The organism is Actinomadura verrucosospora (assembly GCF_039540335.1).
In the GTDB taxonomy this organism is placed as follows: Bacteria; Actinomycetota; Actinomycetes; order Streptosporangiales; family Streptosporangiaceae; genus Spirillospora; species Spirillospora verrucosospora.
On the sequence record NZ_BAABEV010000004.1, the window covers coordinates 51,164 to 73,869 of the forward strand.

Sequence of the window (22,706 nt, forward strand, 5' to 3'; positions counted from 1 at the left end):
GACCGGGGGCCTCAGGCGCGTTGGGGCGGGGGACCGGCCGCGTCAGCCGGCCTGGCGCTTGAGGACCTCCGCCGCACCGGCGACCTCGTCGAGGGAGCGGCTGCCGGGGCCGGTGTAGCGGGCGCTCGGCCGGACGAGGCGGCCGGTGCGCTTCTGCTCCAGGATGTGCGCCGCCCACCCGGCGGTGCGGCCGCAGGTGAACATCGCGGGCATCATCGAGGTCGGGACCTCGGCGAAGTCGAGGATGACCGCGGCCCAGAACTCCACGTTCGTCTCGATGGGGCGGTCCGGGCGGCGCTCGCGCAGCTCGGCCAGCGCCGCGTCCTCCAGGGCCTTGGCGGCCTCGAAGCGGGGCGCGTCCAGCTCCCTGGCCGTGCGGCGCAGCACGCGGGCGCGCGGGTCCTCGGCACGGTACACGCGGTGCCCGAAGCCCATCAGCCGGTCGCCGGAGTCGAGGATGTCGGTGACGACCTTGCGGGCGTCGCCGAGCTGCTCGACCTTCTCGATCATCGGCAGGACGCGGGCGGGGGCGCCCCCGTGCAGCGGGCCCGACATGGCGCCGATCGCGCCGGACATGCTGGCCGCCACGTCCGCGCCGGTGGAGGCGATGACGCGGGCGGTGAAGGTGGAGGCGTTCATGCCGTGCTCGGCGGCGGAGACCCAGTACGCGTCGATGGCCCGGACGTGCTTGGGGTCGGGCTCACCGCGCCAGCGGACCATGAACCGCTCGGTGATGGTTCCGGACTCGTCGATCCGGCGCTGCGGGACCATCGGCTTGCCGACGCCGCGCGCGGACTGCGCCACGAACGACAGCGCCGTCACCGACACCCGGGCGAGGTCGGCGCGGGCCTCCTCGTCGGAGATGTCGAGCAGCGGCTTCATCCCGTACGCGGTGGCGAGGGTGGGGAGGGAGCTCTGCACGTCCACCCGCACGTCCCCTGAGGTGACGGGGAGCAGGTGGGGGTCGGCTGGGGCCAGGCCGGGGGTGAAGCTGTCGTCCACGAGGAGCCCCCAGGCGTCGCCGAAGGAGACACGCCCGACGAGTTCCTCGATGTCGACGCCCCGGTAGCGGAGGGCGCCGCCCTCCTTGTCCGGTTCCGCGATTTCCGTCTCGAAGGCGACGACTCCTTCGAGACCGGGTTTGAAGTCGGACATGTGTCGTCCTGCCTTTCGTCCCGTGTGATAAGGCGGTGCCGTGCCATTGAACCCTGCCCGCCTTACTGACCAGTACCCCGGGGTCCTGCAAGTTGCACAGGGCTCGGGGTGAGAGGCTCTGACGCTGTGGATTCCCCAACGCCGGACCCCGCACGGCTCCGCAGATCCTATGAGGTGGGCGAATTGTCCGAGTCGGCGCTCCCCGCCGACCCGCTCGCCCTGTTCGCCGTGTGGTTCGCCGAGGTGCACGCCGCCGGGCTGGCCGAGCCGAACGCGATGATCCTGGCCACCGCCTCCGGCGACGGGGTCCCGAGCGCCCGGACGGTCCTGCTCAAGGGCTACGGGCCGCAGGGCTTCCGGTTCTTCACGAACCTGACGTCCCACAAGGGCCGCGACCTCGCGGAGAACCCGCGCGCGGCGCTGGTGTTCCCCTGGCATCCCCTGTACCGGCAGGTGAGGGTCGCGGGGCCGGTGTCCGAGCTCTCGCGCGAGGAGGCGGCCGCCTACTTCCGGACCCGCCCGTACGGGTCCCGGATCGGCGCGTGGGCCAGCGAGGACCAGTCGGGCGTCATCCGGGACCGCGAGGTGCTGGAGCGCCGCTACGCCGAGGCGGCCGAGCGCTGGCCGGATCCGGCCGCGTCCCCCTTCGGCGGGGCGGAGGCGCCGGAGGGGGACGCGGCCGGCGCCGTCCCGCTGCCGGACTTCTGGGGCGGCTACCGCGTGGAGCCCGAGACGATCGAGTTCTGGCAGGGCCGCCGCGACCGGCTGCACGACCGGATCCGCTACCGGAGGGCGACCCCCGGGGACCCGGAGGGATGGGTGACGGAGAGACTGGCTCCGTGACACCCGAACAGCAGCCGCCCCCCGCCGACGGCGCCGACCCACGGGAGACCGGAAGGCGCGGCCGGTCCGCCGAGCAGGACGACGCCGAGCCGGAGAAACCCCCGCCGCCCGTTGGAACGGTCCGCCGCAGGCGGCTGCGGGGGCTCGCGATCGACACCCGGCCGCTCCGGCACCCGGCCTACCGGCGGCTGTGGCTGGGCCAGGGCGTGTCGTTCGTCGGGTTCCAGGTCACCGCCGTCGCCGTCCCCGTCCAGGTCTACGACATGACCCGCTCCTCGGCCTGGGTGGGCGCCCTCGGCGTCGTCAACCTCGTCCCGCTGATCGTCTTCGGGCTCTGGGGCGGCGCGGTGGCCGACCACATGGACCGCCGCAGGCTGCTGTTCGCCTCGTCCTGCGTCATGTGGGCGGCCACGCTGCTGCTGCTGGTCCAGGCGCTGCTGGGGGTCGGCAGCCTCGCGTTGATCATGGTCGTGGTGGCGGTCCAGGCGGTCGGGTTCGCGGTGTCCTCGCCCACCCGCAGCGCGATCGTCCCCCGGCTGGTCGACCGGCCGCTCGTCCCGGCGGCCAACACCCTCAACTTCACCGCGAGCCAGTTCGGGATGCTGTCCGGGCCGCTGTTCGCCGGCGTCCTGCTGGCCCACTGGAACTACGCGGCGGCGTACGCGCTCGACGCCGTGCTGTTCACCGTCGTGCTGTACGCGGCGCTCAGGCTGCCGCCGATCCCGCCGCTCGGCGACGTCACCGGCACGCCCGGCCTGCGGTCGGTCTTCGACGGGCTCCGCTACCTCGCGACGCAGCCGGTGCTCCTCATGTCGTTCGTGGTGGACGTCATCGCGATGTCGGTCGCCATGCCGCGCGCCCTGTTCCCCGAGGTGGCCGAGACCCGGTTCGGCGGCGAGGGCGCGGTCGGCTACCTGTTCGCCGCGATCGCGGTCGGGGCGTTCCTCGGCGGCCTGTCGTCCGGCTGGATAGGGCGCGTGCACCGGCAGGGGATCGCGCTCGTGGCGGCCATCGCCGTCTGGGGCCTCGCCGTCGCGGCCGCCGGGCTGGCCGGCCGCCTCTGGCTCGCGGTCGTCCTGCTCGCCGTCGGCGGCGCGGCCGACCTGGTGTCGTCGGTCTTCCGCCGGTCCATGCTCCAGACGTACGCGCCCGACCGGATGCGCGGACGGCTCCAGGGCGTCTTCACCGTCGTCGTCGCGGGCGGCCCCCGGCTCGGGGACGTGCGGGCGGGGGCGACCGCGAGCGTCGCGGGCGCGACCGCCTCCTGGGTCGGCGGCGGGCTGGCCTGCGCCGCGCTCGTCGTCGTCGCGGGGTTCGCCGTCCCCTCCCTGCTCCGCTACGACACCCGCACCGCCGAGGCCGTGCCGGCCGAGCCCGTGCGGGTCGAGGACTGAGCCGCCGTCAGCGCAGGGCCGAGGCGGCGATCCTCAGGTCGTCCAGGAGGCCCTGGTAGGCGTCCTCCCGGTCCTCGGCGCGCAGGACCGCCGACGGGTGGATCGTCGCGAGGAGCCGTGCGCCGTCCTCGGCGGACGGCTCGTCCCCGGACTCCCGCCCGGCGGCCGGAGTGCCGACCGCCTCCAGGTCGGGCAGCGGGAGCAGCCGCCCGCGCTGCCTGGTCACCCGGAACGACGAGCCGAGCAGCGCCTTGCCCGCCGTCGCCCCCAGCGCCACGACGACCTCCGGGTCCAGGAGTCGCAGCTCCGCGAGGAGCCAGGGGCGGCACGCCCGCATCTCGCCGGCGTTCGGCGTCTCGTGGATGCGCCGCTCGCCGCCCTCCTGCCGCTTGAACTTGAAGTGCTTGACGGCGTTGGTGACGTAGACGTCGCCGCGCTCGATCCCGGCCTCCTCCAGCGCCCGGTCGAGGACGCGCCCCGCGGGGCCGACGAAGGGATGGCCCTTGCGGTCCTCCTGGTCGCCGGGCTGCTCGCCGACGAGCAGCATCCGCCCGCCGGGGGAGCCTTCGCCGAAGACCGTGCGGGTGGCGTTCCGGTAGAGGTCGCAGCCCCGGCAGTCGGCCGCCGCGCGGCGCAGCGCGTCCAGGTCGGCCCGCTCCTCGGGTGTCCCGGGCAGGAACGGCTCCGCGTCGTGGGAAGGTTTCGCGTTCATCTCGCGTTTCCTGGTACCCGGCTTCAGGGGGATATTCGCAGGGCCCGGCGACGTGGGGCCCGAGCAAGTAGACTCTTGCCCATAAGACTGGAGGGAGCTGTGACCTCACACGGCCTGATCGATACCACGGAGATGTATCTCCGGACGGTCTTCGAGCTGGAGGAAGAGGGGATCATCCCTCTTCGCGCGCGCATCGCCGAGCGGCTCTCCCAGAGCGGCCCGACGGTGAGCCAGACGGTCGCGCGGATGGAGCGCGACGGGCTGCTGCGGGTCGAGGGCGATCGGCACCTCGAACTGACCGACAGCGGGCGGGGTCTCGCGACGCGCGTCATGCGCAAGCACCGCCTCGCCGAATGCCTCCTGGTCAACGTCATCGGACTGCCCTGGGAGGACGTCCACATCGAGGCGTGCCGGTGGGAGCACGTGATGTCGGAGGACGTCGAGCGCCGCCTGGTCGCGCTGCTGGACAACCCGACCACCTGCCCGCACGGCAACCCGATCCCGGGCCTGGACGAGCTCGGCGGGCACGGCGACGACGCCGAGGAGCCGCCGCTCGCGGTGATGACCGCGGTGGCGAGCCCGCAGGGCGCTGGCGCGGTGATCCGCCGGATCAGCGAGCAGGTGCAGAGCGACAGCGACCTGATGCTTAGACTCAAGCAGATAGGGATACAACCGGGACGAGAGGTGATTCTCCGGGCGACCGACGACGGGGTGCGGGTGGTCGGTGACGACGAGGACGACAGTCCCGCGACGGAGCTGTCACGCGGCATCGCCGAGCACGTCTTCGTCAGCAGGCGCTGACACGGTCGGCGTGTGCACCCCCGCCTCGACGGTCTATACCGAAGATCTCCATAACATCGCGCCTTTCGGGCGTATCCCGGCGGCGGGTTCGTCGTTCAATACGACGAGGCAACCACGTAGGACGTCCGCGCCGCGACGCGCGGTGGTCATCGGGGCGAGGATCGGGACGGGTATCGGGATGGGGAGATGAGCCACTGGGGGGAAGCGCCTGACGAGGCGCACCTGCCGCCCGAGACCGTCCTCGCGCAGATGGAGATGGCGGTCATCGTCTGCGACCGGTTCAGCAACATCATCTACGGCAACGCGTTCGCCCGGCAGCTGTTCGGCTTCGGCGGCGACGCGATCATCGGCCACTCCATCCTGTCGCTCGGCATCGCCGAGGAGGACCACGAGCAGGCCACCGAGCTGGCCAAGCACGTCCTCAAGGGCGGGGTGTGGGAAGGCACCTTCTGCAACCTGCGCGCCGACGGCACCACCGTGTACACGCGGGCGCACGCCGTCCCGCTGCGCCACCCCTCCGGCGCCGTCGACGGAGTGGTGATCTTCGCGCGCGAGGCGCTGCGCTCCAACCAGCGCGAGCAGGACCGCTACGGCCTCCTGGAGCGGATCGGGGAGCGGCTCGCCGGGTCCCTGGAGCTGGAGAGCACCCTGCGCCGCGTCGCCGACACGCTCGTCCCGCAGTTCGCCGACCACTGCTTCATCGACCTCTACAGCGGAGACCGCCTCTACCGGCGGGTGTCGCGGCACGCGGGCGGCTGGGAGCCGCCGCCCGGCACCTGGGCGGAGGTCGGCGAGCCCGTCTCCTACCCGCCCGGCCACTTCAGCGCCAAGGCGATGGACCGCCGCGACGCCGTCCTCGTCGAGGACATGATCCAGCACCGGTTCACCGCGCCGAGCGAGTCGTCCCAGCGGCTCGGCCACGAGATGGGCATCACCTCGGTGATCTCCGCGCCGCTGCTGGTGCGCGGCGAGCTGCTCGGCGTGATGAGCCTGGCGCTGTCGAACCTGTCCAAGCGCCCCGACCCGCACTACGACGGCTTCGACCGCGACCTGCTCGGCGCGATCGCCAGCCGCGTCGCGCTCGCCGTCGACAACGCGCTGCTGTTCGAGGAGGAGCGCGAGACCGCGCTCGCCTTCCAGAAGCACCTGCTGCCCGGCGACCGGCCGCCCCCGCTGGACGGCCTGCAGATCGCCTGGCGGTACGAGCCGGCGCGGCCCCTGGAGTCGCACGGGCACGGCATCCAGACGCAGGTCGGCGGCGACTGGTACGACGTGATCCCGCTGTCGGCCGGACGGGTCGGCCTCGTCATCGGCGACGTCGAGGGGCGCGGGGCCCGCGCCGCCGCCGTCATGGGCCAGCTGCGCGCCGCGCTGCGCGCCTTCGCCCAGGACGACAAGCCGCCCGCCGACATCCTGCGCAAGCTCGACGAGTGGGTCCGCACGATGACGCGGCCCGAGCGGATGCGGTCCGGCTGGAACAGCGACGACCTCGTCCGCCCGCCGCTGGTGTCGTGCACCTACTTCGTCTACGACGCCTGGTCGCGGGTCCTGGAGTTCGCCAACGCCGGGCACGACCCGCCCCTGCTGATCGTCGACGGCGAGGTCGGCGAGCTCGACTTCGAGAGCGAGGGCGGCATGCTCGGCCTGCGCTCCCCCGGCATGGGCGGCGAGCTGCTGTTCAACGAGGAGTCGGCCGAGCTGAAGCCGGGCTCCACGCTCGTCCTCTACACCGACGGCCTGATCGACCGCCGCTCCAAGGACGACGGCGACTACCACACGCGCGAGGAGGCGCGGGAGATGGTCCGCGCCGCCGTCGCCGGGGTCGCCCGCGGCGGGGTCGAGGCGATCGCCAACGCCGCCTACGACGCGGTGCCCGGCGACATCGACGACGACGTCGCGATCGTGGTGATCCGCACCGCCGCCGAGGAGCTGGCGGTGGAGGAGCGCACCTTCGCCGCCGAGCCCATCATGGTGTCGGAGGCGCGCCGGATGGCCTCCGACGCGTTCGCGAACTGGGGCATGCTCGACGAGCAGGCCGAGCTGGCGTGCCTGCTGGTGTCGGAGGTCGTCACGAACGTCGTCCTTCACGCCACCGCCACGCCGTCACCGCGCCGCGAGATGGTCGTGCCGGTCCCGGCGGGGCAGCCGGGGCGCGGCGGGGAGCCGCTGGGCGCGCCGCCGGCCGTGCAGTTCAACACCGACTTCGGCTCCCTGGACGCCGACCCCTTCGAGGGCGGCGCGTTCGACGAGGACGACTGGAACCTCGGCGCCGACCTCGGCCGCCGCGAGCCGCCGACCAAGGAGTTCCGGCTCCGGCTGCGGCGCGGCGCGGACGCCATCTGGGTCGAGGTGTTCGACTCCGACATGCGGCTGCCGCGCATCCGCAGCGCGGGCGAGACCGACGAGGGGGGCCGCGGCCTCTACCTCGTCGACCAGCTCGCCAGCCGGTGGGGCGCCCGCCCGACGTCCGACGGCAAGGCCGTCTGGTTCGAGCTGCCGCTGAACCCGGGGTGAGCCGGTGCGCGCCTGGGTGGTGGAGACACCGTCCCCGATAGAGGCGGGGCCCCTGCGGCGCGCCGACCGCGAGACGCCCTCGCCCGGCCCGGGTGAACTGCTGGTCCGCGTGCTGGCCTGCGGCGTCTGCCGGACCGACCTGCACGTCGCGGAGGGCGACCTGCCCGTCCACCTGCCGGGCGTGACGCCGGGCCACGAGATCGTCGGCCGGGTCGAGGCCGCGGGCCCCGGGTGCCTGCACGGGCCCGGCGACCGCGTCGGCGTCGCGTGGCTGCGCGGGACGTGCGGCGCGTGCCGGTTCTGCCGCCGGGGCGCCGAGAACCTGTGCCCGTCCTCGGTCTACACCGGCTGGGACGCGCACGGCGGCTACGCCGAGTACGCGCTCGCCGTCGACGCCTACACCTACGCGCTGCCCGCCGAGCTGGACGACGCCCGCGCCGCCCCGCTGCTGTGCGCCGGGATCATCGGCTACCGGGCGCTGCGCCGCGCGGCCCTGCCGCCGGGCGGGCGCCTCGGCATCTGGGGGTTCGGCGGCTCGGCGCACCTGGCCGCGCAGGTCGCGCTCGCCGAGGGCGCCGACGTGCACGTGTTCACCCGCAGCCCGGCCGCCCGCGAGCTGGCCCGCGAGCTCGGCGCGTCCTGGGCCGGCGACTCCTTCGACGCGGCCCCCGCCCCGCTGGACTCGGCGATCGTGTTCGCGCCCGCGGGCGAGCTGGTGCCCGCCGCGCTGGAACGCCTCGACCGCGGCGGGACGTGCGCCGTCGCGGGGATCCACCTGAGCGACGTCCCGTCCCTGGACTACCAGCGGCACCTGTTTCAGGAGCGCGAGGTCCGGTCGGTGACGGCGAACACGCGCGCCGACGGCGAGGAGTTCCTGACGCTGGCCGCGCGCCTGGACGTCGCCGTCACGACGCACGCCTACCCCCTGGACGACGCGGACCGCGCCCTCGCCGACCTCGCCGCGGACCGCTTCACCGGGGCGGCCGTGCTGATCGCGTGACCCTCGGCGCCGGGCGCCGGCGGGCCCCGCGGATGCCGCGCGTGCCGGACGGGTCCCCGGCGCGCCCCTGAGCTCGGCGTCTCTCCGCGACCCGTGCCCCTCACCGGCTCCGGACGGTAGCGGGAGGACTCTATTGACAGTGCGTCTCCTATGCCGTTGGATCGCTCCATACTCGCGAGTAGCCAGCTCGGGCCGGCGCCTCGGGAGGCCCCCCGCCGCGTTTCCACCCCCAGCGAGAGGACCCCCGTGTCGTCAATGTTGAAGCGCCTGGCCGTGCTGCCCCTCTCGGCGGGCCTCGCGGCCGCCGCCCTGGCCGCCGCGCCCGCGGCGACCGCGGAGACCGCCCCGAAGCCCGGCGCCCGGGCGACCGCGGACGCGCCGCCCGCGACGCTGGACCTTTCGGACTGCCCCGACGTCCTGCCGGTCGGCGCGGACCCCGCGAACTGGTACTGCAACGTGCTGGTGACCAGCGGGGGCAGGATGAAGATCGGCAACATCGACCAGCAGATCACCGCGCCGATGCGGATCACGCTGCTGGCCGGCTACGACCCGAAGACCGGCGCCGAGATCTCCAAGTTCGTGAAGATGCGGAGCACGGCGATGAGCGTGGCCGGCGGCGCCCTCGGCGTCCCCGGGACCGAGGGGATCCCGCTGTTCTCCCTGAAGGTGAAGCCCCAGTACGCCGGGAAGATCGACCTCGACATCCCCAACCGCAGGACCCGGCTGGCCCTGAAGCTGAAGCTCGTCAACCAGCTGCTGGGCGACACGTGCTACGTCGGCTCGAACGCGGCGCCGGTCTCCCTCGACCTGGACCTGAAGGAGATCACGGGGGCCTCCGGGCCGGACGGCACGTTCTGGGTCAAGATCAACTCGACCGACGACACGTTCGCCGTGCCGAAGACCAGCGGGTGCGGGTTCGCCGCGCCGATCGCGGACCTGCGCGGCGGCCTCCCGTCCGCGTCCGGCGCGAACCACGCGCAGCTCACCTCGTACTTCGGCGGCAAGGGGTACTCCGAGATGTACCCGGCGATGGGCATCCGCAAGAAGTGACGTCCGCACGCTGACGACGGGCCCGTGCCGAGCTCCCCGGCGCGGGCCTTCGCGCTGCTCGGCCCGGCGCGCGGCCGGTGGGCGCGTCCGGAGCCCGCGGCTCCCGCGGCGCTAGATGGGTTCCGCGGCGACGTGCGCCCAGGACTGGGTGAACCAGAGTTCGCCGCCGATGACGCGCGGCTTGGCGCCGGTGCGCGGACCGCCGTCCACCTCGTCGAGCATGGCCGCGCGGATGCGGTCGGCCGCCGCGCCGTCGCGGGCCCCGGCGAGCCACGGCTCGACGGGGCGCTCCACGGTGAACACGTCCAGCCGGCGGATGCTGCCGCCCACCGAGGTGATCATCTCGGTGAGCCGGGCGATGGACGGGGTGCCGGGGTGGTCGGGGTCGCGCAGGCGCTCGATCCGGTCGCGCTCGGGCCCGGCGAGGTTGCCGCGGACGAGGTCGGCGACGACCACCCGCCCGCCCGGCCGGCAGACCCGCAGCAGCTCCCGCAGCACGTCGCCCGGATCGCCGAGGTTGTAGAGCGAGAACCGGGCGGTGACCAGGGAGAACATGGCGTCCCGGTACGGCAGTGCGGTGGCGTCCGCCTTGACCGGGACGCGCGGGGCGGAACGCGCGGCACCTGGCCGCGGGTCCTCGCGCGTCATGGCGGCCGGGGGCCTCGGACGGCCGCCGCCGCCACGGCCGTCGCGGGAGCCGTCCGGGCCGCGGGCCTCGCCGGTGATGCGGACCGGCCCCGTGCCGAACTCCACCGTCTCCATCCGGCCCGGCCTGGCCCGCGCGGACGCCGCCGCCACGGGCGTCGCGTCCACCGCGGTCACATGGCGGACGTGCGGGCCGAGCGCGGCGGGCATCGGCCCGCGCCCGCGCGCGACGTCCAGGCACACGTCGCCGGCCTGGGGTTCGACGAACTCCAGCAGGCGCCTGAGATGCGGGGCGATCGTGCCCCCGGTCTCCTGGACGGCGGGCGCCGGATGCGGCACGGGTGCTCTCCCTCGGCTCGGCCGGCTTCGCCGTACGGGGTCCCGTTCGCGTCCACCGTGCGGGCGCGTGCCGGGGGGACCCCGCCCAGACGGGCGGGACGCGTCGGCGCCGGCGGACAGCGAACGGGCGTGAAGCCGGTTTCGCCACTTATGACTCCCCGAAGGGCCGGGAGGTTCGGGGCCGGCGCCGAGAATTCACCCGCCGGCCGGTTCCGCCGGCCGGTTCCGCCGGTCAGTTCCGCAGGTGCTCGCCGTACAGCGCCAGGACGACGATGACGAACACGATGATCACCGCGGCCCGGGTCGGCAGGTTCAGCCGGAGCCGCCCGGCGGCCCAGCGCACGCAGAACGCCGCGAGCAGCGACGCGACGATGAGAGTGAGGATGCCTTCCATGGCCACCTTCGTCCGGGGAGAGCCGCCTCCCAGAACCATAGACGTGTAAGGCGGGGGTTACCCGCCGGTCGGGGGGCGGAGGCGGGCCGATACCCTCAGCCTCGTGGCAGATGCGAAGGAAGAAGACGGCCGGGACAAAGTGGACGAGTTGGCGACCAGCCTGGCGCGCGGCCGGGTCGCCCTCGGACTCGCGGCGCTCGCCGCGCCGAGGCTGACCGTGAAGCTGATGGGCCTTGGCGGCTCCGCCGACCCGGGCCGCGACTACGTCGCGCGCATGTTCGCCGCCCGGGAGATCGCGCTCGGCGCGGGCTACCTGCTCAGCGGCGACGACTCCGGGCGCCGGCTGTGGGCCCGGATCGGCCTCGCCGTCGACTCGATCGACGTGGTGAGCGGCCTGAAGACCCGCAGGGGCATGCCGCTGTGGGTGACCGCGGGCGCGGTGGCGGTCGCCGGAGGGGCCGCCTCGATCGGCGCCGCGAAGGTCGCCCGCGACCTGGTGCGCTGACCCGCCCCCTCGGGCCGCCCGCCCGTGGCGGGTGATCCCGTCCGGCTCGTGGGTAGGCATCTCCCCGCACGTACCCGGCATCTGGGCGGCGGCAGGGGGACGACGGCATGACGGCGGCGGCGACATGACGGCGACGGCGACGGCGCGGGACGAGCGGGCCATGCCGAAGGGCAGGGACCTCTACGTGGTCCTCGGCGCCCTCATGCTCGCCATGCTGCTGGCGGCGCTGGACCAGACGATCGTGTCCACCGCGCTGCCGACGATCGTCAGCGACCTCGGCGGGCTCAACCACCTGTCGTGGGTCGTCACGGCGTACCTGCTGTCCTCCACGGCGTCCACGCCGCTGTGGGGCAAGCTCGGCGACCAGTACGGCCGCAAGCGGCTGTTCCAGGCGTCGATCGTCATCTTCCTGATCGGGTCGGCGCTGTGCGGGCTGTCGCGGGACATGTCGCAGCTGATCGTGTTCCGCGCCCTCCAGGGCCTCGGCGGCGGCGGACTGATGGTGCTCGCCGTCGCCATCGTCGGGGACGTGGTGCCGCCCCGCGAGCGCGGCCGCTACCAGGGCCTGTTCGGCGCGGTGTTCGGCGTGGCCAGCGTCTGCGGGCCGCTGCTCGGCGGCTGGTTCGTCGACAACCTGACATGGCGCTGGGTGTTCTACATCAACCTGCCCATCGGGGTGGTGGCGCTGGCGGTGATCGCCGCCGTGCTGCACGCGAAGGGCGAGCGGGAGCGCCACCGCATCGACTACCTCGGCACGCTGCTGATCGTCGGCTGGGCCGTCGGGCTGGTCCTGATGGCGACCTGGGGCGGGACGCGCTATCCCTGGACGTCCGCGCCGATCATCGGCCTGGGCGCCGGCTCGGTGGCCCTGATCGGGGTGTGGCTGCTGGTCGAGCGGCGCGCCGCCGAGCCGGTCATGCCGCCCTCGCTGCTGCGCCACCCGGTGTTCGCCCTCGGCGCCGCGATCAGCTTCGCGGTCGGCTTCGCGATGTTCGGCGCGCTGACGTTCCTGCCGATCTTCCTGCAGGTGGTGCACGGGGTCTCGCCCACGCTGTCGGGCGTCTACCTGCTGCCGATGATGCTCGGCATGCTGCTCAGCTCGATCGGCTCCGGCCAGCTGATCACCCGGTTCGGCCGCTACAAGATCTATCCGATGATCGGCACGCCGATCATCGCGCTGGCGCTCTACCTGTGCTCGGCGCTGGACGAGAACTCGACCACGCTGAGCATGAGCCTGCGGTTCGCGCTGCTCGGCTTCGGGCTGGGCCTGGTCATGCAGGTGCTCGTCATCGCCGTCCAGAACGCGGTGTCGTACGAGGACCTCGGCTCCGCGACGTCCGGCGTCACCTTCTTCCGGCAGATCGGCGGGTCGTTCGGCGTCGCGGTGTTCGGCTCGATCTTCAGCAACCAGCTCGCCGGCCACGTGGCGGACCTGGCGCGGATCCTGCCGCCGGGGTTCGACCCCGCGGCCGTCCAGGGCAATCCGGGGCTGCTCGACCGGTACCCGGTCGCGGTCAAGAACGCCGTCCTGCACGCCTACGCGGAGTCGATCGACTCGGTGTTCTTCTGGGCGGTCCCGGTGGCTGCGGCCGCGTTCGTGCTGACCTGGTTCCTGCGCGAGGTCCCGCTGCGCGCGACGTCGCAGACGCCCGACTACGGGGAGGGCTTCGGCGCGGCGCCGACCGTCCGGTCGTCCAGGCACGAGATGGAGCGCGCCCTGAGCGAGCTCATGCGCAGGGACGCCCGGGCCTTCGAGCTGTACGACAGGCTGGCGGCGCTCTCGGGCGTGTCCCTGCCCGCGGGCAGCGTGTGGGCGCTGTGCCGGATCGCCAAGGACGAGTCCGTCACCGGCCGGGACCTCGCCGACCGCGCGGGCGTCCGGGTCGAGCAGGGCCGCCCGTACGTCGACCGGCTCGTGGACGCGGGCTACGTCCTGCGGCGCGAGGGCGCCCTCACCGTCACGCCGTCCGGGCGGGACGCCGCCGAGCGGTTGTTCGCCGTCCGGCGCGAGGGGCTCGCCCGCCATCTGGACGGCTGGGCTCCCGAGGAGCATCCTGAGCTGGCGGACGTCCTGTCGCGACTGGCGGAGGCGTCCCTCGGCGACGAGGCGGACGGCGAGGTCCTCAGGCCCCGCACGCGGCCCGCCGGGCAGGGGACGTAGGTCCCCCGAGACCCACCTCACAGCGCGCCGCGCCGGGAGGATGTAATCTCATACTGACTAACCGAATCACACTCGGTTTCGGGACGGAACCCCAGATCTTTGGAGGCGTAGTGGCCGAGGCGTACATCGTCGGCGCGGTCCGTACCCCCGTCGGTACCAAGAAGGGCGCGCTCAAGGACGTCCACCCCGCCGACCTCGGGGCGCACGTGCTCAAGGAGCTCGTCAACCGCACCGGGGTCGACCCCTCCGGGGTCGAAGACGTGATCATGGGCTGCGTCATGCAGGTCGGCCCGCAGTCCCTGGACATCGCGCGCACCGCGTGGCTGTCGGCCGGGCTGCCCGAGAGCGTGCCCGGCGTGACCATCGACCGGCAGTGCGGGTCGTCCCAGCAGGCGATCCACTTCGCCGCCCAGGGCGTGCTTTCGGGCACCCAGGACCTCGTCGTCGCCTCCGGCGTCGAGCAGATGGCGATGGTCCCGATGGGCTCCTCCGTCGCCATGGCGCTGGAGAAGGGCATGCCCTTCCCCTTCGGCGAGGGCTGGGCCGAGCGCTACGGCATGCAGGAGATCTCCCAGTTCCGCGGCGCCGAGCTGATGGCCGAGAAGTGGGGCTTCACCCGCGAGGACCTGGAGAGGTTCGCGCTGGAGAGCCACCAGCGCGCCGCCAAGGCCATCGAGGCCGGCTACTTCGACCGCGAGATCGCCCCCATCGCCGGGCTGACCAAGGACGAGGGCGCCCGCGCCGACACCACGCTGGAGAAGATGGCGGGCCTGAAGACCCTGCGCGAGGGCGGCCGGATCACCGCCGCCGTCGCCTCGCAGATCTCCGTCGGCGCCTCGGCGGTGCTGATCGCCTCCGAGGAGGCCGTCAAGCGGTACAACCTCACCCCGCGCGCCCGCATCCACACCCTCGCGGTGTGCGGCTCCGACCCGGTCTACATGCTGACCGGCCCGATCCCCGCCACCGAGAAGGCCCTGGACCGCGCCGGGCTGAAGATCGACGACATCGACGTCTTCGAGGTCAACGAGGCGTTCGCCCCGGTCCCGATGGCGTGGGCGCACGACACCGGCGCCTCGCTGGACAGGACCAACCCCAACGGCGGCGCCATCGCCCTCGGGCACCCGCTCGGCGCGACCGGCGGCGTCCTGATGACCAAGCTGCTGCACGAGCTGGAGCGCACCGGCGGCCGCTACGGCCTGCAGACGATGTGCGAGGGCGGCGGCCAGGCCAACGCCACCATCATCGAGCGCATCTGAGCCCGTCGAGGAACCGCCCCCCGGAGCCCGCTCCGGGGGGCGGTACCGTCCGGAGGTGGCCGGGGACATGTACGAGACCATCCTGTATTCGGCGGACGAGCGGATCGCGCGGATCACGCTGAACCGCCCCGACGCCCGCAACGCGCTCAGCGACCAGATGATCGGCGAGCTCCTCGACGCGTTCGAGCGGGCCAAGGCCGACACCGGCGTCCGGGTGATCGTCCTGACCGGCGCCGGGGACCGTGCGTTCTGCGCGGGCGCCGACCTCGGCGGCCTCGGCCAGGCGCAGGCGGACGGCCGGCCGGTCGCCGACGCCGCCGCCGTCCGGGACAGCGCCCCCTTCCGCCTCTTCACCGCGTTCCCCCGGCTCGGCAAGCCGATCATCGCCCGGCTGGCCGGGCACGCCGTCGCGGGCGGCCTCGGCCTCGCCGCCGCCTGCGACCTGGTCATCGCGGCCGACGACGTCGCACTCGCCACCCCCGAGGTCAACGTCGGCCTCTGGCCGATGATGATCATGGCGATCATCAACCGGAACGTCGCGCCGAAGCACGCCTTCAAGCTCTACTACACCGGCGCCCGCGTCACCGCCGCCGAGGGCCGCGACATCGGCCTGGTCACCGAGGTCGTCCCGCGCGCCGAGCTGGACGCCCGTGTGGACGAGCTGGCCCGCCTGATCGCGTCCAAGAGCCCCGTCGGCCTGCGCCGCGGCCGCGACGCGTTCTTCGCCATCGAGGGCCGCCCCCTGGAGGACCAGGTCGCCCACCTGCTGTCCGAGCTGGTCGGGCTGACCGCCACCGAGGACGCCAAGGAGGGCATCACCGCCTTCCTGGAGAACCGCCCCCCGGACTTCCAGGGCCGCTGAGCCGCCTAGCGCGGCGCGAGCTCGGCCAGGGCGAGGTGGAACAGGACCTTCAGGTCGCGGGTGCGGCGGGGGAACGGCTCCTCCAGCTTGGCGGAGACCTCCTCGTCCCACGCGGCCGCGGCGAGCGTCAGGTCGCGGACGGCGCCGTCGTCACCGGAGATCAGGGCGAGCGCGAGGTCGAGGGCGGGGCTGGGGCCGTCCAACCGTCCCCGGAACTCGTGGAACTCGGGCCGCGGCGCCGCGCCGGGACGGACCGCCGCCAGGACGATCAGCCACGCGCGCACCGCCGCGGGCGCGTCCGGCCAGAGGGCCAGCAGGTCGGGAAGGCGGTCGAGGACGGCCCGGCAGGTGGCGGCCTCGTCCGAGTCGGGCTCGCCGGCGGCCGGGACGGGGTCGATCGTGGCGATGTAGGCCAGGTGGATCAGCAGGTGGAGCCGGTAGGCGGGGAACAGCTGCGGCGCGCGGACGAGCTGGACGAGGAACCTGATGGTCTCCGGAGTGCAGTCGTAGCACGTGTCCTGGTGGACGACCGTGCTGAAGTACTCCTCGACGGCGTCCTCCCAGCCCTCGTCGTTGGCGGCGAGGCCGAGCAGGATGTCCGGGACTTCGCCGGCCGGTCCGTAGGCGCCGGTGAGAGACGACCAGTCGACGTCGTCCAGCCCCTGCAGGACGATCGGCTCGCCCGAGGGGGCGCCGGACGGCTCCTCCTCGGCAAGGCCGTGGACGATGGCCGGCGCGGGCGTGCGGGAGGGCTCGCGGGAGAGGGCGCCCACCCGGAGTTCGCGCACGTCGCCGGCGGTCCGGTCGCAGACGCGCTCTCCCCCGGGGAAGATGTGGCGGGCGGTCTCGGTCAGGGCCATCGTGCTTGAGAGCCGGCCGCCGAGCCCCTCGGCCAGCACCGCGACGGCGCGGTGCTCGGCGGCCCTCCACCAGCGCTCGTCGTCGTCCGGGTAGGGGCCCTCGTCGAGGCTGTCGATCCGCCATCCGGAGCCGGTCGTGGGGTCGGGGGCGACGCGCACGAGCGCGTGGCCGCGTCCGGTGAGCGCCCGGGCCCCCTCGCGGGCGGCCTCCTCGTCCGGGACGAAGAGGGTGTAGGTCGAGGCGTGCCGTGGAACTGTGATCACCGGGTCAGCGTAGAGGTCGCTCTCCGGGCGTCTCGGGTGTGAGACTGCGCGGTGTGGAGATCGAGAAGGCCGTCCGGCGGATGGGGCTGGCGGACACCTACGAGGACCGCCACTGGGACAGGGCCGTCAAAGTGACCGACAACGCCGTCCAGAAGGCGGAGCCGGAGTGGCTCGAACGGCTGCTGGCCGCGCTGCTGGAGGTGGAGAAGCCGACCTACCCGATGCGGTACGGGTTCGAGGCCGCGCTGGAGCGGTTGGCGAGCGCGCCCGGGGACGCGCAGCGCACCGCGCGCGTCCGTGCCCTCGCGGTCGAGGGGCGGGCCGGGGGCGGCGACCTTCGCTACAGCCTGCCGGAGGTCGCGGAATGGCTGGCCTGCGCCCAGCCTCCCGAGCATCTCCTCGCGGTGTTCGACGGCGCCGAGGCGTCGGACGAACTGGCGGCCTGCCTCCTCCAGGAGACGGCCCTGCGCCACGACGCGACGTCCGCCGGCGGTTTCGCCGCGAGGCTGCGGGCCGCCGGGCATCCGCTGGCGGACCTGCCGCTTCGGCCGGTCGGGGCCGAGCGGCATCTCGGGCTGCCCCGGTATCCCGGCCGGGCGGAGCCCTGGCGGCCGCCCGGTGAGGGGGCGCCGGACGCGCCGGGCCCTTCCGGACTCGACGTCGACGCGGCAGCGGTCGACTGGCCCGGGGCTCGGCAGGCGTTGAGCGCCTACCGCAACTGGCCGTCGGGGGCCGACGCCCTGGAGGCCGGACTGTTCCGGCTGGACCGCGCGCTGGCTCCCTCCGACTTCGGCGCCTCGCTGCTCCGGCTCCTCCCGGCGGCCAGCACCGGCGCCACTGTGGCCGGGGTACGGCGGGTCGTCACCGTCGACGTCCTGCGGACGCTCTTCAGCGGAGCCGCTTCCGGTGGCGCGTACGGGCCCCGCATGCACGGCGCTTATGCGCGCAAGGCCGCATGGGAGTCGCTGGCGGCGCTGGCGGGCGTCCAGGAGACCGGCCTGGCGGCGATCGAGCGGGCCGCCGACCGGTGCACCTGGCTCTTCTACGGCTCGGACTGGCATCTCCAGGTCGTCCCGCCGCTGGACGCGGGCATCGCCGTCCTGCGCCCGGACGGCCGGACGGTGGCCGTGCTGGCCGTCACCGACTCCGACTGATCTTGCGAGCGGCCAGGAAGGCGTCGATCTCGGCCTGCTGGGCGGTGTCGAAGGCCGCCTTGGGGAGGAAGGCGGCGGGCTGGCCGTTCACGTACAGCAGCCAGAACTCCGGGGTGGGGAACACGTGGGAGAACAGGGTCCACCGCATCTCCGTGGTGGACTCCTCCGTCCGGCACTCGTAGCCGCTGTCGGTCACCCGCACCGTCGTCGGGACGCAGAGGAACGCGAGCATCTTCCGCGCGCGTCTGCGGAGCCACCACGTCCCCGCCAGGGGACTGAGGACCGCCGCCACCAGCGCGCCGATGCCCATTCCCGGGTCGCCCGAGGCGAACCTGTAGGCCGCGCCCCCGATCAGGGCGATGACGAGAACCGCGTACAGGATCGTGAGCTGCCTCTTGAAACCCTGGGTGAAAGCCCGGGTCACCTCGTCCTTGGTGGGCTGATATTTGACCGAGATGTCCACAACGCCGCCTTTGCTTAACGTGTGGATCATCCTTTCCGGGCTCGCTCACCGGCGCAACCGCAGGTCAGCGGGAGGCGGCCCGCGCCTCCGAGGGGGTCAGGCCGAAGCGGGCGCGGAAGCGGCGGGCGAAGTGCGCCTGGCTGGAGAAGCCCCAGCGGTAGGCCACGTCCGCGATCGTCGTACGGGCGGCGGCCGGGGAGGCGAGCTCGTCGCGGGCCCGCTGGAGCCGGCGCTCCAGGATGTGCCTGGCCGGGGTGGTGCCGGCCGTCTCGAAGATCCGGCCGAGATGCCGCACCGACACCCCGAGCACGCCCGCGACCTCCCCGGGGGTGAGGCCGGGATCGTGCAGGTGCCGATCGACGTAGTCCTCGGCGACGATCAGCTGCGTCTGGTAGGCGGCGGGCGCGGACCGCCCGCCCGACCGCTCCGTGGCGATCATCCGCAGCAGGTCGAGGACGTTCTCCCGCGACCGCGCCCCCGGGTTCTCCAGGACGGCCCGCAGCGCCACCACCAGTGCGCCCTCCCGGGCCGTCCCGAGCCGGAAGTTGGCCTGCCGGGCCAGCAGCCCCCGCTCCGAGTAGGAGGTGCACGACAGCCCGACCAGCGCCCTGCGGTTGTAGTCCTCCCAGAACCCGATGCGATCGCGCGGGGCGACCTCCACGGTGCTGGCCTCGGAGATCATCGGTGCTGGTGCCGGCATGATCCGCTCCTCCCGACGCGGGGCGCGTCCCCGCGACGGAGCCTATGACGTGATCCGCGTCATACGGCCAGGTGGCCTCCGTCCACAGGAAGGACCGCCTCCTTGGACCGCAGGATGTCGGACCACGTGTTGTCCTTCACGTTGATCCACAGCGGCCGCGACCCGACCGTCTCGGTGAACGGGACGTAGTACCGGTCGTCGTCGGTGGCGACCTTCGGCAGGTACACCTCCGGCAGCGCGTCCGGCTTCTGCGAGTTCTCGATCGGCCTGAGGTTCTTCCAGAACTCCGAACCAGGGGTCTCCGGCATGGGAACGGCTCCTCTCGCGGTGCGTTCCCGCGAGTGAACCCCCGGGCGGGCTCCCGGTCTTTCCTGTGACGGACGCCGCGCTTTGCGCGTACCGGACATCACCCGCCCCTGACCTGCCCAGACAAGATCCTCCCTCAACGTGCAACCGTAAGGTTGCGCATCTGACACCCCATGTGCAACCCTGAGGTTGCAAGAATGACGAACATGGGAGCGGCCGGATGAGCGAGAACCGAATTGAACGCGAAACCCTGATCGCGGCATCCTTGGAGAGGGTCTGGTCATTGGTGGCCGACCCCGGGTTCTGGGTGGCCGACGTTCCGGGCCCGCCCGGCGGGGCGGCGGAGGGCGAGTCGATGGTGGTGAGGAACGCCGCGCACGGCGACTTCCCCGTGCGCGTGGAGAAGGTCGATCCGCCCACCTATGTCGCCTACCGATGGGTCAGCGCCTTCCCCGGGGAGGAACTGCGCGACGACAACAGCACCCTCGTGGAGTTCACGCTGACCCCCGAGGGCGGCAAGACGCGGCTGCGCGTCGTCGAGAGCGGGTTCGCGGAGCTCGCCGGATCCGAGGACCTGCGCCGCAGGGCCGTGGAAGACAACACGGGCGGCTGGCCGCAGGTGCTGGACGCCTTCAAGACCCGCGTCGAAGCCGCGTGACCGACAGTCCTGACGGCGGCGCCGCGCCGGTCGACGGCGTCCTGAACGCGCTGGCCGATCCGACGCGGCGCCGCCTGCTCGACCTCCTCGCCGAACACGGCGAGGCCACCGCCACGACCCTCGCCGAACGGCTCCCGGTCTCCCGGCAGGCGGTGGTCAAGCACCTGGGCGTCCTGGACGCGGCCGAGCTGGTCTCCAGCAGCCGGGTCGGACGCGAGGTGCGGTACGCGGTACGGCCCGCGGCCCTGAACGCGACGGCGCGGTGGATGGCCTCGCTGGCGGCCGACTGGGACCGCCGCCTGGCGAACATCAAGCGCATCGCCGAAGCGGCGGAGCGCGACGCCCGCTAGCCCCGCCCGGCCCCCCGCCGAGCCGGCGGCCGCTCACGGCCGCCTCACGCCGGACGACGCCCTGATCGTCCGGCGCCCCCGGAACCCCCTGCGGAAAGGGCGCTTCGCCATGCCCACGGAAACCACCCCGCCCACGGAAACCACCCCGCCCACAGCGGCGGCCCCGCCCGGGGCGGCGGGCGGACCCCCGCGCATCGACCGCAGGCAACGGCTGATCCTGCTCGTCCTGCTCGGCGCCGGGTTCACGCTGTCCGTCGACTTCTCCATTCTGAACGTCGCCCTCCCGATGGTCGGCGAGGGCGTCGGGCTCGGCGTGGACGGCCTGCCCTGGATCGCCGCCGCGTACGCGCTCCCCGCCGCGGGCTTCACGCTGGTGTTCGGCCGGCTGGCGGACCTGCTCGGCCGCCGCAGGCTGTTCCTCGCCGGGATGGCGCTGCTGACCGCGGCCTCCCTGCTCGGCGGCTTCGCGGCCGGCCCCGGGACGCTCCTGACCGCCCGGGCCCTCCAGGGGTTCGCCACCGCGATGGCGACCCCCGCGGCGCTGTCACTGATCACCAGCACGTTCGCCGAGGGCCCGCTGCGCGAGCGCGTCCTCGGCCTCAACGGCGCCCTGCTCTCCGCGGGCTTCACCGTCGGCGCCCTGGTCGGCGGCGCCCTCGTCAGCCTGCTGAGCTGGCGGGCGGCCTTCTTCATCAACGTCCCGGTCGCCGTGGCCGTGCTGCTGGCCACCCCCGCCCTGATCGGCGAGAGCAGCCGCCCCGCCCGGCTCCGGCTCGACCTGCCCGGCGCGGTGACCGTGACGGGCGGCCTGCTGGCCGCCATCTACGCGGTCATCGAGCAGAACGCCGCCGCCGCCGTCGCCGGCGTGGTGCTGCTGGCCGCCTTCTGGGTGATCGAACTGCGCTCTCCCGCGCCGCTCGCCCCGGTGCGCATCCTCCGCCGCCCCACGGTGAAGTGGGGCAACGCCGCGGGCCTGGTGGTCTTCGCCATGGAGCCCGCCATGATCTTCCTGACGACGCTCTACCTGCAGAACGTCCTCGGCCTCTCGCCGCTGGCGACCGGACTGGTCTTCGGCGTCCCCGGCCTGGCGTCCGTCGGCGCCGGCGTGCTCGCCGGACGGGCCATCGGGCGCTTCGGCGGCCGGACCGTCCTGACCTGCGGCCTGGCCGTGCAGGGCCTGGCGACCCTGCCGCTGGTGCTCCTCGGCACCGACAGGACGGCGCTCCTGATCCTGGTCCCAGCGCTGTTCATCGGCTTCTTCGGGCACGTGACGTCCATCGTGGCGTACACCGTGACCGGCACCTCCGGGCTTCCGAACGAGGAGCAGGGCCTGGCGACCGGGCTGACGCTGATGACCCAGCAGGTGGCCATCACCGTCGGCATCCCGATCCTCGCCTCGATCGCCGCGACGCGCGGCGCGGAGCTGACCGGCATCCGCCTCGCGCTCAGCGTGGACGTGGCCGTGACGCTCGCCGGCGCGGGCCTCGTCTGGTTCGGCCTGCGCCCCCGCCCCGCGGAAGGGGCCGGCGGGTAAAGGTGGGCTTTGCCCGCCTCGGGGAAGGGGGCGGGGGTGGAGGAGTGGTTCACGCGGGAGATCGCGGACGCCGGGCGGCTCCGGTTGTTCTGCTTCATCGTGGCCTTCATCGCGGCGTTCCTGTTCATCCGGTTCAGCGTGCGGATGATCCGGCGGCAGGTGCGGTGGTGGCCCGGGAACGTGACGCCCGGCGGACGGCACATCCACCACGTCGTGTTCGGGCTCGTGCTCATGTGCGTCGGCGGCGTGGGCGGACTGGCCCTCACGGACGACTCGTCCGGGTGGGCGGCCGCCGCCGCGGCGGTGTTCGGGGCGGGCACCGCACTCGTCCTCGACGAGTTCGCCCTGGTCCTGCACCTCCAGGACGTCTACTGGAGCGAGCAGGGCCGGCTGTCGGTCGAGGTCGTCTTCATCATGATCGCGCTCTGCGGGCTGATGCTGCTGGGCCTGCGGCCCCTCGGCGTGGACGACGCCGCCGGGGACGGGGTGTGGGGCGTCGCGGGCGTCCTGCTGTTCAACCTGTGCGTCGCGGTGATCGCCCTCCTCAAGGGCAAGGTCTGGACGGGCGTCATCGGCCTGTTCATCGGGCTCGTCGCGATCGTCGGCGCGATCCGGCTGGCCCGGCCGGACTCGCCGTGGGCCCGGCGCCGCTACGCGGAGGGGTCCCGCAAGGAGCGGCGGGCGCGGACGAGGGAGCGCCGGTACCGCCTCCCCGTCCAGCGCCTCGGGGACCGGCTGAGCGATCTGATCGCCGGACGTCCGTCCATCAAGTCGTAGGGAGCGGCG

23 protein-coding genes are annotated in these 22,706 nt (G+C 73.6%); 15 read left to right on the plus strand and 8 right to left on the minus strand.

What is annotated here, in order from left to right; translation table 11 throughout:
• Window positions 1-42: 42 nt before the first annotated feature.
• Entirely contained in the window at window positions 43-1,155 is a 1,113-nt protein-coding gene (locus ABD944_RS06010) for a citrate synthase 2 (RefSeq protein ID WP_345173201.1), read from the minus strand.
• A 174-nt stretch (window positions 1,156-1,329) separates the two neighbouring features.
• On the opposite strand from ABD944_RS06010, the gene pdxH reads away from it, so the two are divergent.
• Both pdxH and ABD944_RS06020 read left to right on the plus strand, forming a co-directional pair.
• Window positions 1,330-1,998 (plus strand): pyridoxamine 5'-phosphate oxidase, encoded by a 669-nt coding sequence (gene pdxH, locus ABD944_RS06015; protein WP_353832468.1) that lies wholly within the window; start codon window positions 1,330-1,332, stop codon window positions 1,996-1,998.
• A complete protein-coding gene (locus tag ABD944_RS06020; protein WP_345173204.1) occupies window positions 1,995-3,392 on the plus strand; it encodes an MFS transporter in 1,398 nt (465 codons plus the stop codon). Before pdxH ends, ABD944_RS06020 begins: the two co-directional genes overlap by 4 nt.
• A 7-nt stretch (window positions 3,393-3,399) precedes the next feature.
• Here ABD944_RS06020 and ABD944_RS06025 read toward each other — a convergent pair whose 3' ends face one another.
• Complete coding sequence (locus ABD944_RS06025) at window positions 3,400-4,104, minus strand: UdgX family uracil-DNA binding protein (RefSeq protein ID WP_345173206.1); 705 nt, start codon at window positions 4,102-4,104, stop codon at window positions 3,400-3,402.
• A 99-nt stretch (window positions 4,105-4,203) separates the two neighbouring features.
• Between ABD944_RS06025 and ABD944_RS06030 the strand changes: the two genes are divergently transcribed.
• From ABD944_RS06030 to ABD944_RS06045, 4 genes are all read left to right on the plus strand, one after another.
• The gene (locus ABD944_RS06030; RefSeq protein WP_345173208.1) at window positions 4,204-4,905 is read left to right on the plus strand and encodes an iron-dependent transcriptional repressor DtxR; all 702 of its coding nucleotides are present in this window, start codon (window positions 4,204-4,206) and stop codon (window positions 4,903-4,905) included.
• 186 nt (window positions 4,906-5,091) lie between these two features.
• Complete coding sequence (locus tag ABD944_RS06035; protein WP_345173209.1) at window positions 5,092-7,419, plus strand: ATP-binding SpoIIE family protein phosphatase; 2,328 nt, start codon at window positions 5,092-5,094, stop codon at window positions 7,417-7,419.
• Window positions 7,420-7,423: 4 nt separating this feature from the next.
• The gene (locus ABD944_RS06040) at window positions 7,424-8,419 is read left to right on the plus strand and encodes a zinc-dependent alcohol dehydrogenase family protein (RefSeq protein WP_345173211.1); all 996 of its coding nucleotides are present in this window, start codon (window positions 7,424-7,426) and stop codon (window positions 8,417-8,419) included.
• 246 nt (window positions 8,420-8,665) lie between these two features.
• Entirely contained in the window at window positions 8,666-9,469 is an 804-nt protein-coding gene (locus ABD944_RS06045; protein WP_345173212.1) for a hypothetical protein, read from the plus strand.
• Window positions 9,470-9,580: 111 nt separating this feature from the next.
• On the opposite strand, the gene ABD944_RS06050 is transcribed toward ABD944_RS06045, so the two are convergent.
• Together ABD944_RS06050 and ABD944_RS06055 are read right to left on the minus strand one after the other, a co-directional pair.
• Window positions 9,581-10,453 (minus strand): class I SAM-dependent methyltransferase, encoded by an 873-nt coding sequence (locus ABD944_RS06050; protein ID WP_345173214.1) that lies wholly within the window; start codon window positions 10,451-10,453, stop codon window positions 9,581-9,583.
• A 232-nt stretch (window positions 10,454-10,685) separates the two neighbouring features.
• Window positions 10,686-10,847, minus strand: a complete 162-nt coding sequence (locus ABD944_RS06055; protein WP_345173215.1) for a hypothetical protein — start codon at window positions 10,845-10,847, stop codon at window positions 10,686-10,688.
• 103 nt (window positions 10,848-10,950) lie between these two features.
• On the opposite strand from ABD944_RS06055, the gene ABD944_RS06060 reads away from it, so the two are divergent.
• The 4 genes from ABD944_RS06060 (at window position 10,951) to ABD944_RS06075 (ending at window position 15,631) form a co-directional block, all read left to right on the plus strand.
• Entirely contained in the window at window positions 10,951-11,352 is a 402-nt protein-coding gene (locus ABD944_RS06060; RefSeq protein ID WP_345173217.1) for a hypothetical protein, read from the plus strand.
• A gap of 124 nt (window positions 11,353-11,476) precedes the next feature.
• Entirely contained in the window at window positions 11,477-13,513 is a 2,037-nt protein-coding gene (locus ABD944_RS06065; RefSeq protein ID WP_345173219.1) for an MFS transporter, read from the plus strand.
• A gap of 110 nt (window positions 13,514-13,623) precedes the next feature.
• Entirely contained in the window at window positions 13,624-14,769 is a 1,146-nt protein-coding gene (locus tag ABD944_RS06070) for an acetyl-CoA C-acetyltransferase (protein WP_345173220.1), read from the plus strand.
• A gap of 55 nt (window positions 14,770-14,824) precedes the next feature.
• On the plus strand, window positions 14,825-15,631 hold the full coding sequence (locus ABD944_RS06075; protein ID WP_345173222.1) for an enoyl-CoA hydratase-related protein: 807 nt from the start codon (window positions 14,825-14,827) through the stop codon (window positions 15,629-15,631).
• A gap of 5 nt (window positions 15,632-15,636) precedes the next feature.
• On the opposite strand, the gene ABD944_RS06080 is transcribed toward ABD944_RS06075, so the two are convergent.
• Window positions 15,637-16,755 carry a hypothetical protein gene (locus tag ABD944_RS06080; protein ID WP_345173223.1) on the minus strand — a complete coding sequence of 373 codons (1,119 nt, stop codon included), beginning with the start codon at window positions 16,753-16,755 and terminating at the stop codon, window positions 15,637-15,639.
• A 53-nt stretch (window positions 16,756-16,808) separates the two neighbouring features.
• On the opposite strand from ABD944_RS06080, the gene ABD944_RS06085 reads away from it, so the two are divergent.
• The gene (locus ABD944_RS06085) at window positions 16,809-17,909 is read left to right on the plus strand and encodes a DUF6183 family protein (protein ID WP_345173225.1); all 1,101 of its coding nucleotides are present in this window, start codon (window positions 16,809-16,811) and stop codon (window positions 17,907-17,909) included.
• Here ABD944_RS06085 and ABD944_RS06090 read toward each other — a convergent pair.
• The 3 genes from ABD944_RS06090 to ABD944_RS06100 all read right to left on the minus strand — a co-directional run bounded on the left by ABD944_RS06090 (window position 17,893) and on the right by ABD944_RS06100 (window position 19,380).
• Window positions 17,893-18,372 carry a YcxB family protein gene (locus ABD944_RS06090; protein WP_345173226.1) on the minus strand — a complete coding sequence of 160 codons (480 nt, stop codon included), beginning with the start codon at window positions 18,370-18,372 and terminating at the stop codon, window positions 17,893-17,895. The genes ABD944_RS06085 and ABD944_RS06090 overlap by 17 nt on opposite strands.
• A gap of 64 nt (window positions 18,373-18,436) precedes the next feature.
• Window positions 18,437-19,072 carry a helix-turn-helix domain-containing protein gene (locus ABD944_RS06095; RefSeq protein ID WP_345173228.1) on the minus strand — a complete coding sequence of 212 codons (636 nt, stop codon included), beginning with the start codon at window positions 19,070-19,072 and terminating at the stop codon, window positions 18,437-18,439.
• Between the two features lie 59 nt (window positions 19,073-19,131).
• Window positions 19,132-19,380 carry a hypothetical protein gene (locus ABD944_RS06100; RefSeq protein WP_345173229.1) on the minus strand — a complete coding sequence of 83 codons (249 nt, stop codon included), beginning with the start codon at window positions 19,378-19,380 and terminating at the stop codon, window positions 19,132-19,134.
• 218 nt (window positions 19,381-19,598) lie between these two features.
• Here ABD944_RS06100 and ABD944_RS06105 point away from each other — a divergent pair, with 218 nt between their 5' ends.
• The 4 genes from ABD944_RS06105 to ABD944_RS06120 all read left to right on the plus strand — a co-directional run bounded on the left by ABD944_RS06105 (window position 19,599) and on the right by ABD944_RS06120 (window position 22,697).
• A complete protein-coding gene (locus ABD944_RS06105) occupies window positions 19,599-20,036 on the plus strand; it encodes an SRPBCC domain-containing protein (protein WP_345173231.1) in 438 nt (145 codons plus the stop codon).
• A complete protein-coding gene (locus ABD944_RS06110; protein ID WP_185031921.1) occupies window positions 20,033-20,386 on the plus strand; it encodes an ArsR/SmtB family transcription factor in 354 nt (117 codons plus the stop codon). Before ABD944_RS06105 ends, ABD944_RS06110 begins: the two co-directional genes overlap by 4 nt.
• 109 nt (window positions 20,387-20,495) lie before the next feature.
• On the plus strand, window positions 20,496-21,920 hold the full coding sequence (locus ABD944_RS06115; protein ID WP_345173233.1) for an MFS transporter: 1,425 nt from the start codon (window positions 20,496-20,498) through the stop codon (window positions 21,918-21,920).
• A gap of 36 nt (window positions 21,921-21,956) precedes the next feature.
• Window positions 21,957-22,697 carry a hypothetical protein gene (locus ABD944_RS06120; protein WP_345173235.1) on the plus strand — a complete coding sequence of 247 codons (741 nt, stop codon included), beginning with the start codon at window positions 21,957-21,959 and terminating at the stop codon, window positions 22,695-22,697.
• The last annotated feature ends 9 nt before the right edge of the window (window positions 22,698-22,706 follow it).